This window comes from Urechidicola vernalis, from assembly GCF_031846385.1.
Lineage (GTDB): Bacteria > Bacteroidota > Bacteroidia > Flavobacteriales > Flavobacteriaceae > Urechidicola > Urechidicola vernalis.
In genome coordinates this window covers 142,258-155,589 of record NZ_JAVRHV010000005.1, presented here as the reverse complement: position 1 = coordinate 155,589, position 13,332 = coordinate 142,258, and the positions used below count along the sequence as shown (strand labels likewise).

Annotated in this window: 17 protein-coding genes; 10 read left to right on the top strand and 7 right to left on the bottom strand. The window is 33.0% G+C overall.

Features of this window, described 5'->3' with window-relative positions; all coding sequences use genetic code 11:
• Positions 1-55: 55 nt before the first annotated feature.
• From RM519_RS10805 to RM519_RS10795, 3 genes are all read right to left on the bottom strand, one after another.
• Positions 56-400 (bottom strand): MGMT family protein, encoded by a 345-nt coding sequence (locus tag RM519_RS10805; protein ID WP_311593823.1) that lies wholly within the window; start codon positions 398-400, stop codon positions 56-58.
• An 82-nt stretch (positions 401-482) separates the two neighbouring features.
• Positions 483-1,157 (bottom strand): tRNA (guanosine(46)-N7)-methyltransferase TrmB, encoded by a 675-nt coding sequence (gene trmB, locus RM519_RS10800; RefSeq protein WP_311593822.1) that lies wholly within the window; start codon positions 1,155-1,157, stop codon positions 483-485.
• Positions 1,158-1,194: 37 nt separating this feature from the next.
• Positions 1,195-1,392, bottom strand: a complete 198-nt coding sequence (locus RM519_RS10795; RefSeq protein ID WP_311593821.1) for a DUF6341 family protein — start codon at positions 1,390-1,392, stop codon at positions 1,195-1,197.
• A 40-nt stretch (positions 1,393-1,432) separates the two neighbouring features.
• On the opposite strand from RM519_RS10795, the gene RM519_RS10790 reads away from it, so the two are divergent.
• The gene (locus tag RM519_RS10790) at positions 1,433-2,356 is read left to right on the top strand and encodes a DUF6427 family protein (protein WP_311593820.1); all 924 of its coding nucleotides are present in this window, start codon (positions 1,433-1,435) and stop codon (positions 2,354-2,356) included.
• On the opposite strand, the gene upp is transcribed toward RM519_RS10790, so the two are convergent.
• The gene (gene upp / locus RM519_RS10785; RefSeq protein WP_432280184.1) at positions 2,351-3,001 is read right to left on the bottom strand and encodes a uracil phosphoribosyltransferase; all 651 of its coding nucleotides are present in this window, start codon (positions 2,999-3,001) and stop codon (positions 2,351-2,353) included. The genes RM519_RS10790 and upp overlap by 6 nt on opposite strands.
• Positions 3,002-3,083: 82 nt before the next feature.
• Between upp and RM519_RS10780 the strand changes: the two genes are divergently transcribed.
• The 8 genes from RM519_RS10780 (at position 3,084) to RM519_RS10745 (ending at position 10,235) form a co-directional block, all read left to right on the top strand.
• Positions 3,084-3,977 (top strand): DMT family transporter, encoded by an 894-nt coding sequence (locus RM519_RS10780; protein ID WP_311593819.1) that lies wholly within the window; start codon positions 3,084-3,086, stop codon positions 3,975-3,977.
• 43 nt (positions 3,978-4,020) lie between these two features.
• Positions 4,021-4,878 (top strand): YicC/YloC family endoribonuclease, encoded by an 858-nt coding sequence (locus RM519_RS10775; protein WP_311593818.1) that lies wholly within the window; start codon positions 4,021-4,023, stop codon positions 4,876-4,878.
• Positions 4,878-5,450, top strand: coding sequence for a guanylate kinase (gmk, locus tag RM519_RS10770; protein ID WP_311593817.1), 573 nt, complete (start codon positions 4,878-4,880; stop codon positions 5,448-5,450). Before RM519_RS10775 ends, gmk begins: the two co-directional genes overlap by 1 nt.
• A gap of 3 nt (positions 5,451-5,453) precedes the next feature.
• Positions 5,454-6,035 carry a nicotinate (nicotinamide) nucleotide adenylyltransferase gene (gene nadD, locus RM519_RS10765; protein ID WP_311593816.1) on the top strand — a complete coding sequence of 194 codons (582 nt, stop codon included), beginning with the start codon at positions 5,454-5,456 and terminating at the stop codon, positions 6,033-6,035.
• 74 nt (positions 6,036-6,109) lie between these two features.
• A complete protein-coding gene (locus RM519_RS10760) occupies positions 6,110-6,979 on the top strand; it encodes a M23 family metallopeptidase (protein ID WP_311593815.1) in 870 nt (289 codons plus the stop codon).
• Positions 6,980-8,470 carry a GH3 auxin-responsive promoter family protein gene (locus tag RM519_RS10755; protein WP_311593814.1) on the top strand — a complete coding sequence of 497 codons (1,491 nt, stop codon included), beginning with the start codon at positions 6,980-6,982 and terminating at the stop codon, positions 8,468-8,470. It begins immediately after the preceding gene.
• Positions 8,467-9,009: an MOSC domain-containing protein gene (locus tag RM519_RS10750; protein WP_311593813.1), complete on the top strand. Its 543-nt coding sequence runs from the start codon at positions 8,467-8,469 to the stop codon at positions 9,007-9,009. Before RM519_RS10755 ends, RM519_RS10750 begins: the two co-directional genes overlap by 4 nt.
• 5 nt (positions 9,010-9,014) lie before the next feature.
• Positions 9,015-10,235, top strand: coding sequence for an NADH:flavin oxidoreductase/NADH oxidase family protein (locus RM519_RS10745; protein ID WP_311593812.1), 1,221 nt, complete (start codon positions 9,015-9,017; stop codon positions 10,233-10,235).
• Positions 10,236-10,271: 36 nt separating this feature from the next.
• Here RM519_RS10745 and mscL read toward each other — a convergent pair whose 3' ends face one another.
• From mscL to RM519_RS10730, 3 genes are read right to left on the bottom strand one after another with little or no spacing between them, the layout of a single operon-like run.
• The gene (gene mscL / locus RM519_RS10740) at positions 10,272-10,673 is read right to left on the bottom strand and encodes a large conductance mechanosensitive channel protein MscL (protein WP_311593811.1); all 402 of its coding nucleotides are present in this window, start codon (positions 10,671-10,673) and stop codon (positions 10,272-10,274) included.
• A gap of 45 nt (positions 10,674-10,718) precedes the next feature.
• On the bottom strand, positions 10,719-11,819 hold the full coding sequence (gene alr, locus RM519_RS10735; RefSeq protein WP_311593810.1) for an alanine racemase: 1,101 nt from the start codon (positions 11,817-11,819) through the stop codon (positions 10,719-10,721).
• Positions 11,812-12,441 (bottom strand): thymidine kinase, encoded by a 630-nt coding sequence (locus tag RM519_RS10730; protein WP_311593809.1) that lies wholly within the window; start codon positions 12,439-12,441, stop codon positions 11,812-11,814. Before RM519_RS10730 ends, alr begins: the two co-directional genes overlap by 8 nt.
• 99 nt (positions 12,442-12,540) lie before the next feature.
• Between RM519_RS10730 and RM519_RS10725 the strand changes: the two genes are divergently transcribed.
• Positions 12,541-13,329 (top strand): DUF8457 domain-containing protein, encoded by a 789-nt coding sequence (locus RM519_RS10725; RefSeq protein ID WP_311593808.1) that lies wholly within the window; start codon positions 12,541-12,543, stop codon positions 13,327-13,329.
• The last annotated feature ends 3 nt before the right edge of the window (positions 13,330-13,332 follow it).

The window sequence follows — 13,332 nt, the reverse complement described above, 5'->3', positions numbered from 1 at the left end:
AAATAATAAAGGTTTTACGCAGCAAAGATACGCTTATTTTTTACTTTAATTTAACCTAATTTTCAAGGTCTAATTCTTCGGATGGATCCCAAAAAATCTTATCAAAATCTTGGATTTGATTTTCGATCACAACCACGCCTTCATTTTCTAAAAGTTGCTGCATTAAATTAGTGCCATCAAAGTGGTTTTTACCTGTCAATAAACCCACTCTGTTCACCACCCTATGGGCAGGAACGGTTTCATCGTTATGAGAAGCATTCATAGCCCAACCAACCATTCTTGCCGAACGAGCAGCACCCAAAAATTTGGCAATGGCACCATAACTAGTAACCCTTCCGAATGGGATTAAACGCGCTACTCCATAAGCCTTTTCAAAAAAGTTGTCGTTTGTTTTTTTCATAAACTAAAAGTACTAAAATCAATGATAAGAATTCTCGAATTCACTCGAAATGAAAAAAGAAAACTATTCTAAAGATTAGCGACTAGTAATTCAATCTAAATTTAATGTAAGTAATAGCCTTCCCTGTTTCTAAATACTGACTTTCATAATAAGTTTGCGTATTAACAACCTCTTTTGGCGCATGCTGAATATTCTTATAAACATCATGGTGGGCATACAATACTTCATGACCTTCGCCATGTAAAATACCCAACGTATAACCATGCATAAATTCACTGTCCGTTTTTAAATGAGCCACACCATCTGGTTTTAAAATTGTATCATACATTTTTAAAAACTGTTGATTGGTCATTCTATGCTTAGTACGTGTGTATTTAATTTGAGGATCTGGAAACGTAATCCAAATTTCATCCACTTCATTTTCGGCAAAACACTTATCAATCAATTCTATCTGAGTTCTTAAGAAGCCAACATTTTTCATGTCGCTTTCTAAAGCTGTTTTGGCTCCACGCCAAAAACGAGCCCCTTTAATATCTACACCGATAAAATTTTTGTTGGGGTGTTGTTCTGCTAAGGCCAATGAATATTCACCCTTTCCACAACCTAATTCTAAAATAATTGGGTTGTCATTTTTGAAAAAGGTATTCCATTTTCCTTTCAGCGAAAAATTAGTCAATACTTCTTCACGAGAAGGTTGTATAACATTTGCGAAAGTTTCATTCTCGCGAAAACGCTTCAATTTGTTTTTACTTCCCACGGGAGACTATTTAAATAAGTATAAAGGGAGTGAAGAACTACTCTGTTCCTTCGTCTTTGAATTTCTTCAATTGACGCATCCAATAAACGAAAGCATAGCATGTAATTAACATAAGAATCCAGCTAAACGAATTTTGCAACCACCAGTTATCCATAAATCTAATTCCGTCTAATGGCTTAAATGCTACATTGGTGAAAAAATCGCCTATCGCTCTAAAAATATTGTTTGCAATCATTGTTAAATATATTTACTTTGCAAATGTATAAAAACTCAGAATGATTGCCAATTTTTTTAAGAAAACTAAACCTATTCATGCTATATTTATAGGGGGTATTTTCGTCTTTTTTTATTTGCTATCGATTTTTTTAATAGAAAAACCAGAATTTTCATTTTTAACGGTGTTGTCAAAATTTGGATTTTCCATTGTTTTTTTGATTCTCTTTTTCCTGATTCGATTCATCAATCGAAAAAATAATCTATCTGGTCAAGACTCATATGTACTATTATCGCTAGCATTTTTATTCGGAATGTTCCCAAAAACAATACAATTGAATGAAGTTTTTATTTCTCATTTTGTTTTGCTCTTTGCATTTAGAAGAACCTATAGTATTCAATCTTTAAAAAGTGTAAAACTGAAGATTTTTGATAGCGGTTTTTGGATTGGTATTGCCGCATTGTTTTATGAATGGAGTTCTTTATTTCTTATTCTTACAATTATTGCTATAATCGTTTATAAAAAACAAGAAATTAGGAATTGCATTATAGTATTAATTGGGTTTATAACTCCTTGGTTCTTGTTTTACACCTATTGTTTGGTGTCGGAAAAAATGGAGTTGTTTTCAGATCGACTTTTAATTGAATACAGTTTTGTCTTTGACAATTACAGTTCCTTAAATGTACTTGTGCCTCTTTTATTTATGAGTGCTTATGGTCTTATTGCAATGGGGCTAACAAGACTAAAAATCAATTCACTTACAAACGATATAAGGCCATCTTTGAACCTTTTATATGGTCATATTATTATTGCAGTAACAGTATTGCTATTTGCTCCAAATAAAACTGGTTCCGAATTTATTTTTGCCTTTTTACCGCTTGCTGTTTTCACGGCTAATTTATTGCAATTAGTAACACATCAAAAAGTTAGAGAAGTTCTCGTTTATTTATTAGTTTTGGTCTGCTTAAGCGCCTATATATTATAATTTAGAGCCATAGGCTAAATCGCCGGCATCTCCTAAACCAGGCACAATATATCCTTTATCGTTTAATTTATCATCAACCGTTGCAATCCATAAGTGGGTGTTTTCCGGAAAATGCTTTTTGATATAAGCTATTCCTTCAGCTGAACCAATTACTGCCACAATATGCGTTTGTTTAGGAACTCCATTTTTCAACATCGCCTTATAAGTTTCTACTAAAGATCTTCCGGTAGCCAACATTGGGTCTGCTAGAATAAGCGTTTTCCCGTCAAAACTTGGAGATGCTAAATACTCAACTTTTATTGTAAAATTGGCTTCAGAAGTATGTTTTCTATAGGCAGAGACAAAAGCATTTTCTACATCATCAAAATAATTTAACAAGCCATTATGTAAAGGCAATCCTGCTCTCAAAATGGAGCACAATACCAACTCTTCAGTAATTAATTCAATTGGTTTTACACCAAGGGGTGTTGTAATTTCTTGATTAGAATAATTGAGTACTTGACTCATCTCATATCCTAAAATTTCGCCAATACGTTCAATATTTCTACGAAACCTTAAACTGTCTTTTTGCAAATTTACGTCTCTAATTTCTGAAATAAACTTGTTTAAAATTGATTTTTTAATAGAGAAATCATGAATGGTCATAAGCATCGTTTTCACAAAGATAATTTTTATTCGATATGTTTAACAGCATTATTTATCATCTTTGCAAACTAATAACTACGAGATGAAAGGTAGAATTTTAGCGTTTCTTGCCGCATTAGGAGCTACTTTAATTTATGGTGCCAATTATAGTATTGCCAAAGATGTGATGCCTTTGTATGTTAAACCTTTTGGTTTTATAATACTTCGTGTTGTAGGTGCGTGCCTCTTATTTTGGATCCTCGGTTTATTTGTGAAAAAGGAAAAGATTGATAAAAAAGATTTTATCCCTATTTTCTTTGCTGGCTTGTTTGGAGCGGCCTTAAACATGCTGTTCTTTTTTAAAGGACTTAGTTTAACTACCCCTATAAACGCCTCCGTTATTATGATCGTTGGTCCAATTCTCGTTTTTATTTTATCCATTTTATTTTTGAAGGAAAGGTTGGTTCCGCATAGAATATTGGGAGTACTAATTGGATTTATTGGTGCCGCAATTTTAGTTATTTATGGAAAATCTGAAGCGGAAAACGCCCCCAATATTGTTCTAGGAAATCTATACATCTTTATCAATGCATCTTGCTATGCAGTGTATTTGATCATTATTAAAAAACTCCTCGAAAAATACCACCCATTTACATTGATTAAATGGGTCTATTTATTTGGACTTTTTGTTGTTGTTCCCTTTGGATTTTCGGAATTTCAAGAAATTGAATGGGCACTTTTACCTGAATCAATTATTTACAAAATTCTATTTGTAGTTGTATTCACCACATTTTTCGCTTATTTATTTAATATTATCGCCCTAACCAAATTAAAAACTACAACCGTTGCTGCCTTTATTTATCTACAACCTGTGGTTACAAGTATTTTCGCACTAATTTTAGGAAGTGATGAATTAAGCACTACAAAAGTAACGGCTAGTCTTATAATTTTCTTAGGCGTATATCTTGTAAGTAAACGCCCAAAGCAAACCGCCTAGAACACAATTTTGTGTACCTTTGCATAATTTTATTTTCGAGTATATGTTACAATCAATGACGGGTTATGGTAAGACTGAATTACAATTACCAACAAAGAAAATTACTATTGAAATTAAATCTTTAAATAGTAAAAATTTAGATTTAAATGTAAGAACACCCTCTTATTACAAAGAGAAGGAAATGAAAGTACGTAAAACCATTGCCTCAATATTAGTGAGAGGTAAGGTAGATTTTTCAATTTTTGTAGAAAGCATTGGTCAGAGTTCTTCTTCTCAAATTAACAAAGAAACAGTTGTTTCTTATATGAACCAATTGAAAGAGATTTCTCCTGCTTCAGAACTAGAGTTGCTTGAAATGGCTATTCGTTTACCGGAAACCATACAAAGTAAAAGAGAGTCTTTAGACGATAATGAATGGAAAGAGATTGAAGAAGGCATCAATACAGCGCTAAAAAACATAGCAACATACAGAAAAGATGAAGGCGAAGTTTTAAAACAAGACTTTTTAAAAAGAATCGCTGTTTTACAAAATCTATTAGATGAGGTTATTACCATTGATCCACAAAGAATAGAAAATGTAAAAGAAAGATTGAATAAAGCCATTTCAGAAATTGAAGCAAAAGTAGATGAAAATAGATTTGAGCAAGAGTTGATATATTATCTGGAAAAATTCGATATCACTGAAGAAAAAGTTCGTTTAAAAAATCACCTAGATTATTTTCTTACTGAACTAAATTCAGAAACTTCAAATGGGAAAAAACTTGGTTTTATAACGCAAGAAATTGGTAGAGAAATAAATACCATAGGTTCAAAAGCCAATTTTGCCGATATGCAAAAGCTGGTAGTTCAGATGAAAGACGAATTAGAAAAAATCAAAGAACAAAATTTAAATGTGCTTTAATGAGTAAAGGTAAGTTAATTGTTTTTTCGGCACCATCAGGATCTGGTAAAACTACCATCGTACGTCATTTACTAAAACAGACTGAGTTAAACCTTGAGTTTTCAATTTCTGCAACTTCCAGAGATAAACGTGGCACTGAAGAAGAAGGTAAAGATTATTATTTTTTATCTGCGTCAGAATTTAAAAACAAAATAAAAAACGAAGAATTCTTGGAGTGGGAAGAAGTGTATCGTGATAATTTTTATGGTACTTTAAAAACAGAAGTTGAACGCATTTGGGCACTGGGTAAACATGTTATTTTTGATATTGACGTCTCCGGTGGATTAAGAATCAAGCGTAAGTTTCCAGATCAAACATTGGCGATTTTTGTAAAACCTCCAAGTATAGACGAATTAAAAATCCGTTTAAAAAAGAGGCAAACTGAAAGTGATGATAAAATAAATATGCGTGTTGCAAAGGCTTCGGCAGAATTAGCCACCGCGCCACTTTTTGATGAAATTGTGATAAATGACAACTTAGACGATGCTAAAAAAACAGCATTTAACTTGATCTCAGATTTTACTAAAAAATAGAATATGAAAGTTGGTTTGTTTTTTGGGAGCTTCAATCCGATTCATATTGGTCATTTAATCATTGCAAATCATTTTGTAGAACATTCAGATTTAGATCAGGTCTGGTTTGTTGTTACACCTCACAATCCACATAAAAAAAAGAGTTCGCTTTTAGCAGATATCCATAGATTGTCAATGGTGAAAATTGCTGTTGAAGATTATCCCAATTTAAAGGCTTCAAATATAGAATTTGGGCTTCCCCAACCTAATTACACGGTAAATACGCTTGCGCATTTAACCGAAAAATATCCAACGCATCAGTTCTCAATGATTATGGGAGAAGACAATCTTAATGGTCTTCATAAATGGAAAAATTACGAAATTTTATTGGAAAACTATTCAATTTTGATTTATCCAAGAGTTTCTAAAAAACTTGAAACTTCAGAACTAATTTCTCACCATAACATTGAAAAAATTGAAGCTCCAATAATCGAGATTTCGGCTACACTTATTAGAAACTCAATTAAAAACAATAAAAACTTTAAGCCTTTGGTGCCTGTTGCTGTGTGGAACTTTATAGATGAAATGAATTTCTATAAAAATTAGAGGGAAAATTACTGTATTTTTAAATGAAATTATTCTAAGCAATTTCCGTTGTATATTTGCTTTTAAGAGGATTTATGACAGAACAAACACAAAATAAAAAGAATCTAAAACAGAAACTCACTCACAAATACCGTATGGTATTGATTAACGAAGATACTTTTGAAGAAAAGTTGTCTTTTAAAATGAGTCGGTTAAACGTATTTATTGCAATTGGCATTGTCGCTATAATATTAATTAGTGTTACAGCGGCTTTAATCTCTTTTACTTCTCTAAAGGAATATATTCCGGGCTATTCATCTCTTAAACTAAAAAAACAAACAAATGAATTAATTTTAAAAATTGATTCTTTAGAAACTATTCTAGAAGTGAATAACCGATACATTAGTAATTTTCAGAATGTATTAATGGATGATGTTACTGCTTTTAATTTTGATAAAGACTCGGTGTTTGAAACATTACAGTTCAATCAAGATTCATTGCAAATAGATAGTTCCGAATTAGACTCTCTTTTCCGACTAGAAGTTGAAAGTGAAGACAAATACAGTTTTTTTAACGAGGCCCAAAAAGATGTAGGAATTGTATTTTTTGCTCCCGTAACAGGAAAAATCACGCAAACCTACGATATAAACCTTCGTCATTTCGCCGTTGATGTTGTTGTTAAAACTGGAACCCCTGTTAAGGCCGTTGCAGATGGTACAGTTGTTTTTGCAGAATGGACTGCAGCTACGGGACATGTAATCGTATTACAGCATACTAAAAAATATATCTCAATATACAAACACAATGGAGAATTGCATAAGCAACAAGGAGATTTAGTAAAGTCTGGTGAAGTTATTGCAAGTTCAGGATCTACTGGTGAACTAACTACTGGCCCTCATTTACATTTTGAATTATGGAGTGACGGTTATCCAGTAAATCCAACTAATTTTATTGATTTCGAATAAATGAATATAAAATCAATTCTAGCGATTCCATTTGCAAAAAGCGTAGTAAAACGTATTTATAAATGGGCATATAATCCTGTTAAAACGCAGGATAAAGTAATGGAAAAACTGCTTTCCAAAGCAAAATATACCTCATTTGGAAAAGATCATAACTTTTCTAACATAAAAAATTACGGCGATTTTAAAACAAATATCCCTATTAGAGATTACGAAGGTTTAAGACCATATGTAGATCGTGTTGTTGCCGGAGAATCGAATGTTTTATGGAAGGGAAAACCGCTGTACTTTGCCAAAACTTCAGGAACTACTTCTGGCACAAAATACATTCCCCTTACCAAATCCTCTATGCCCGAACATATTAAGGGCGCTAGAAATGCACTATTAATGTACATCAACCGAAAAAAGAAAGCGAATTTTGTTGAGGGTAAAATGATCTTTCTTCAAGGCAGTCCAGAATTAAATGAAAAAAATGGAGTTAAAGTCGGAAGACTTTCAGGAATTTCTGCGCATTATGTCCCTGGTTATTTGCAAAAAAATAGACTGCCAAGCTGGGAAACAAATTGTATTGAAGATTGGGAAACAAAAGTTGAGAAAGTAATTGATGAAACCATTAATGAAGATATGCGTTTAATTGGTGGAATTCCATCTTGGGTACAAATGTATTTTGAACGAATTGTAGCTAGAACTGGTAAGAAAGTTGGAGACGTTTTTCCAAATTTTGAAGTTTTTGTTTATGGCGGCGTTAACTACGAACCTTATCGAAAAAAGTTTGAAGAATTAATTGGTCGCAATGTGCCGTCGGTAGAATTATATCCTGCTTCTGAAGGATTTATTGCCTATCAAGATACCGATGAAATTGGTATGCTATTAAATTTAAATGGTGGTATTTTTTATGAATTTATACCAGCTGACGAATTTTATGATGAAAATCCGACAAGACTTTCGATTGCCGATGTTGAAATAGGAGTAAACTATGTTATTATTTTAAATACCAATGCAGGTCTTTGGGGTTATAATATTGGGGATACTATAGCATTTGTGAACCTAAAACCTCATAGGATATTGGTTACAGGACGTATAAAACATTTTATATCAGCATTTGGAGAACATGTTATTGGTAAAGAAGTGGAATCTGCAATGCTAGAAGCAACTATCAATTCAAACGCAAGTGTTACCGAATATACTTTGGCTCCTAAAATTAAGACTAAAAATGAATTACCTTATCATGAATGGTTTGTGGAATTTGAGGAAATACCAAACGATATTGAGACTTTTAAATTGGACATCGATAACTCGTTACAAAAACAAAACAGCTATTATAAAGATTTAATTGAGGGTAAAATTTTACAACCCTTAAAAATATCGATTGTAAAGAGAGGTGGCTTTCATGAATATATGAAGTCTCAAGGAAAGTTAGGGGGGCAAAATAAAATCCCGAGGCTTTCAAACGACAGAAAAATTGTTGATCGTTTAGAAAATTATATCCTATGAAAGTTTTAGCTACAAATATTGGTGAAAGAAAAGTAATTCAATGGAAAAATAAATCTGTTGAAACTGGTATTTATAAATACCCAACCAATGGATCAATTTTCTTAGGGGAAGAAGATGTAGAAGATGATGCCGTTGTAGACAGAAAGCACCATGGAGGATCAGAGCAAGCTGTTTATGGCTATTCAGCCCAGCACTATGTATATTTCAAAGATTTGCACCCCAATCTAGATTGGGAATTCGGAATGTTTGGAGAAAATTTGACTTTTGATGAGTTAGACGAAGAAAACATTACTGTTGGCAGTACCTATCAATTAGGACAATGCCTACTTGAAGTAACCAAACCAAGACAACCTTGTTTTAAATTAGGTATTCGATTTGAAACACAAACCATCGTAAAGCAATTTTGGAATAGTACTAAAAGTGGTATTTATTTTAAGGTTTTAAAAACTGGAAAAGTTGAAACTGGAGACATCCTTATTCCTGAGAATATCAAAAAAGACACGCAAACCATTGCGGAAGTATACAACACAAAAAAGTAACTATCATGACAAAATTTAATAGGTACTCTCCTTTACTGCAGCCATTTACATTACCATGTGGTGTAGTAATTCCGAATAGAATTGCGAAAGCTGCAATGACCGAACGTTTGTCTGATAAAAACTTTTACGCCACAGATACCTTAACCAATTTATATAAGAAGTGGGCTAATTCTGGAACTGGGCTTCTAATATCAGGAAACATTATGGTAGATAAACGCTATAAAGAATCATCTGGAAATGTTGTTGTAGAAAATGAAAGTGGGTTAGAGCAATTAACAAAATATGCAAAGGCTGGAACTAGTAATGGTAATCAGTTCTGGGCACAAATAAGCCATGGAGGAAGGCAATCAACCATTTTTTCAACCTTTAATCCTATTGCTCCATCCGCCGTAAAATTGAAAAAATTAGGCCTATTTGCCAAGCCAAAGGCAATGACAATTGAGCAAATTGAAGATGTAATAGAGCGTTATGTTACCACCGCAAAAGTTTGTAAAAAAGCAGGATTTACAGGAGTTCAGTTTCATGCTGCTCATGGTTATTTATTAAGCCAATTTTTATCACCAAATACCAATAAAAGAACGGACGAGTATGGAGGCTTTATAGAAAATAGATCTAGAGTTTTATTAGAAATAATTAAAAAAGCAAGGATAGAACTTGGTGCAGATTTTCCTATAGCAGTTAAATTAAATTCAGCAGATTTTCAACGTGGTGGATTTGATGAAAAAGATGCCTTTTATGTAATTGAGCGATTGAAAGAACTAAACATCGATTTGCTTGAAATTTCTGGCGGAACCTATGAGAATATTGTGTTCTTAACAAAACGTAGTGAACGCGAATCTACTCGAAAAAGAGAGGCTTATTTTATGGAGTTTGCCGAGAAAGTTAGAAAAGAAACAAATATTCCCTTAATGGTAACTGGTGGATTTCGAACCTTAGAATTTTGTGAGCAAGTAATAGCAAATAACGAATTAGAAATGATCGGTTTTGCAAGACCATATTTGGCTGATGAATCATTTCCTTCTTGTTTTGTGAACAAAGAAAAAACAACCATGCAAGATGCTTCCTTTGATTTTCCAATTAAAAAAATGAGCGATTTTGCCGAAGCTGGATTCTACGATTATCAAATACATCAAATTGCAAAAAACAAACCTTTAAAACCAAATTACAGCCCATATGCTGCCATTGTTAGAATGACCAAAAACGAATTGGTAAATGGGTGGTTTTAAAAAAGCCCGATATTTTTAAATATCAGGCTTTTAACTTTATTTTTTCAATAAATCTCTAATCTCGGCAAGTAGATCATTGTCACTTGGACCGGATGGTGCAGGCGGCGGCGGTGGAGTTTTCATTTTATTTACCCCTTTTACAACCATAAACATCACAAACGCGACTATAATAAAATCGATCGTGTTTGTTAAAAAATCGCCATACAACACAGCAACTTCTCCCTCAATTTTACCTTCTGCATTTGCAACGCCTTCCTTTACCACATATTTTAAATCTTTAAAGTTAGAATTAAATATCAGTCCTATTAACGGAGAAACAATTCCTCCTGTAAACGAAGTAACCACACTTTTAAATGCGGCACCCATTACAAAACCAACAGCAATATCTACAAGGTTTCCCTTCATTGCAAAGGCTTTAAATTCTTTGAGCATTCCCATAATAATTAGTTTTAATTAGTAATTAGAATACTAATATAATGATTTTTAAGACACCAACACTCTTCTAACTCGTTGTGAAATAGCGGTTAGCATTTCATACGAAATGGTATCGGCTGCAGTTGCTAATTCTTCAATGGATTCTTGGCTATCAAAAATAACTACAGAATCACCTTCTTTGCATTCAATACCTGAAATATCTACCATTATCATATCCATACACACATTACCCACAATTTGTACTTTCTGTCCATTAATATGTACAAACCCTTTTCCATTTCCAAGGATTCTTGGTATTCCATCGGCATGACCAATAGGAATTGTAGCTATATGCATAGATTCTTTAGCGATTAAGCCTCTGTTATATCCAATACTCTCACCTTTTTTAAGGGAATGAATTTGAGATATTATAGATTTTAAGGAAAGTACGTTTTTTAACACCAAACCGGCGTTTTTTTCATTGGTAAGTCCGTATAAACCAATTCCTACTCGCACCATATCTAAATGAGCTTCCGGGTAATTTAAAACCCCAGATGTATTGCATAAATGAAGTTCAGGCATAAATCCAAATTTATGTTGGAATTCCGTTGAAATCTTTTTGAATAAAGCAATTTGGTCAAGTGTAAATTCCTTTTCATTAAGGTCTTCCGAGGCGGCCAGATGAGAGAAAAGAGATTTAACTTTTAATGCTAGGCTCTCTTTTAATTCATTCCTCAAATAATCAATATCTTCAAACGAAAACCCTAATCTATTTAATCCAGTATTAAATTTAATATGGACAGGGTAATCTGTTACTTTATTGTGACTTGCTATTTCAACAAATTCTTCAAGAATGTTTCTATTGTATAAGTTTGGTTCTAAGTCATACGATAATAGATCCACTAAATTCTCTTTCTGAGGGTGTAAAACCAAAATTGGTGTTTTAATTCCCACTTCTCTAAGACTTACTCCTTCATGGGTATACGCAACAGCAAAATAAGAAACCTTATTTTGGATAAATTGTGCAACAGCAATAGCGTCGCTACCATAACCGAAAGCTTTAACAACGGCCATTATTTTAGTCTCGCTCTTAACTTTAGATTTAAAATAATTTAAATTAAAATGTAAGGCGTTTAAATCAATTCGTAAAGTGGTAACATGGTTACTCATCTTTTTTTATCTCTTCTTCAATAACATCCATTTTGGCAACTTTTTTTTCAAGATTTGCCTTGTAATATGCCGCCCTACTCAACGGTTCATATTCTTGGGTTTCTCCCAATAAAACCAAATCGTCACCCTCTGCAGTTCTATGACTATAATGGGCTAAGTTTCCAGTTCTCGTACATACAGCATGTACTTTGGTCACATATTCTGCAGTGGCCATTAAGGCAGGCATAGGTCCAAACGGGTTTCCTTTAAAATCCATGTCCAACCCTGCTACAATTACTCTAACCCCTCTATTCGCCAAATCATTGCAGACCGCTACAATTTCATCATCAAAAAATTGCGCCTCATCAATACCAACTACATCAACATCACTTGCCAAAATTCTAATATTGGCGGCCGCTGGAACCGGTGTAGACCTTATTTCATTAGAGTCATGAGAAACCACTTTCTCTTCATCATAACGAATGTCAACCGCTGGTTTAAAAATTTCAACTTTTTGCTTTGCGAACTGAGCTCTTCTTAGTCGTCGAATTAATTCTTCAGTTTTTCCTGAAAACATCGACCCACAAATAACTTCTATCCACCCAAATTGTTCTGTATGATTTACTGTATTTTCAAGAAACATTTTGTAATTTTCGGACTTGTAAGGTTAAACAAATTTATCTTGCTAACCCTACAAATGTATCAAAAATAAACACGTACCACCAACTAAATTTTCGAACTTATGCACAAAAGATTGGAAGCCGAATTAGTGAGTTTAGCTCATACTATTTTGCAAATGAAAAACAGAAATGATGTAAATGCTTTAAAAGAGAAAGCAAGAGAATTGCATGAAAGACTATCTGTTTTGGCTTTTGTTGATGAGTATTTAGAAACGACTTCAACTGCAACAGAAACCAAAGAAGAGTTATTAGAAAAAATTGAAGTTGCTGTTGAAAATAATAAGGTTGAAATTGCAGAGGAATTATTGCAGGTGGAAGAAGTTGAAGAGAAAATTGAAATTCAAAAGACTGAAGAACCAGTTGAAACTGTCGAAACCAAAATAGAAATTACACAATCTGAAGTTGATGTTGAAGAAGAAGTTGAAGAGGAAATTGTGTTAGATATAGAGTCGCCGGAAGAAAATGATACTTCTGAATCAGAAGCGGTTAAAACTGAACCCATAAAACAATTAACCATTGAAGAAGAGTTTAAAGATGCTGTTTCTGCTGATGTAACGACAAATTTATTTTCTAAAGCTGAAGATGTTAAAACGCAAACCAAAACTTCTTTAAATGATGTGCTTCAAAAAAATATTCAAGTAGGATTAAATGATCGTATTGCATTTGTAAAGCATTTATTTAATCATTCTCAGGCTGATTTTAACCGAGTTCTTTCTCAATTAAACTCGTTTAAAACAGAAAAAGAGGCTAAGAATTTTATCAAAAAAATGGTGAAACCAGATTACGACTGGACTGGTAAAGAAGAGTTTGAAGGCCGGTTTATAAATTTAATAGAACGTAAATTCTTATAGGAT

Bases quoted from the DNA above. Each gene is read 5' to 3' on its own strand.
- RM519_RS10805 (WP_311593823.1), bottom strand. From the start codon at position 400: ATGAAAAAAACAAACGACAACTTTTTTGAAAAGGCTTATGGAGTAGCG.
- RM519_RS10795 (WP_311593821.1), bottom strand. From the start codon at position 1,392: ATGATTGCAAACAATATTTTTAGAGCGATAGGCGATTTTTTCACCAAT.
- RM519_RS10790 (WP_311593820.1), top strand. From the start codon at position 1,433: ATGATTGCCAATTTTTTTAAGAAAACTAAACCTATTCATGCTATATTT.
- upp (WP_432280184.1), bottom strand. From the start codon at position 3,001: ATGACCATTCATGATTTCTCTATTAAAAAATCAATTTTAAACAAGTTT.
- RM519_RS10780 (WP_311593819.1), top strand. From the start codon at position 3,084: ATGAAAGGTAGAATTTTAGCGTTTCTTGCCGCATTAGGAGCTACTTTA.
- RM519_RS10775 (WP_311593818.1), top strand. From the start codon at position 4,021: ATGTTACAATCAATGACGGGTTATGGTAAGACTGAATTACAATTACCA.
- gmk (WP_311593817.1), top strand. From the start codon at position 4,878: ATGAGTAAAGGTAAGTTAATTGTTTTTTCGGCACCATCAGGATCTGGT.
- nadD (WP_311593816.1), top strand. From the start codon at position 5,454: ATGAAAGTTGGTTTGTTTTTTGGGAGCTTCAATCCGATTCATATTGGT.
- RM519_RS10760 (WP_311593815.1), top strand. From the start codon at position 6,110: ATGACAGAACAAACACAAAATAAAAAGAATCTAAAACAGAAACTCACT.
- RM519_RS10755 (WP_311593814.1), top strand. From the start codon at position 6,980: ATGAATATAAAATCAATTCTAGCGATTCCATTTGCAAAAAGCGTAGTA.
- RM519_RS10750 (WP_311593813.1), top strand. From the start codon at position 8,467: ATGAAAGTTTTAGCTACAAATATTGGTGAAAGAAAAGTAATTCAATGG.
- RM519_RS10745 (WP_311593812.1), top strand. From the start codon at position 9,015: ATGACAAAATTTAATAGGTACTCTCCTTTACTGCAGCCATTTACATTA.
- mscL (WP_311593811.1), bottom strand. From the start codon at position 10,673: ATGGGAATGCTCAAAGAATTTAAAGCCTTTGCAATGAAGGGAAACCTT.
- alr (WP_311593810.1), bottom strand. From the start codon at position 11,819: ATGAGTAACCATGTTACCACTTTACGAATTGATTTAAACGCCTTACAT.
- RM519_RS10730 (WP_311593809.1), bottom strand. From the start codon at position 12,441: ATGTTTCTTGAAAATACAGTAAATCATACAGAACAATTTGGGTGGATA.
- RM519_RS10725 (WP_311593808.1), top strand. From the start codon at position 12,541: ATGCACAAAAGATTGGAAGCCGAATTAGTGAGTTTAGCTCATACTATT.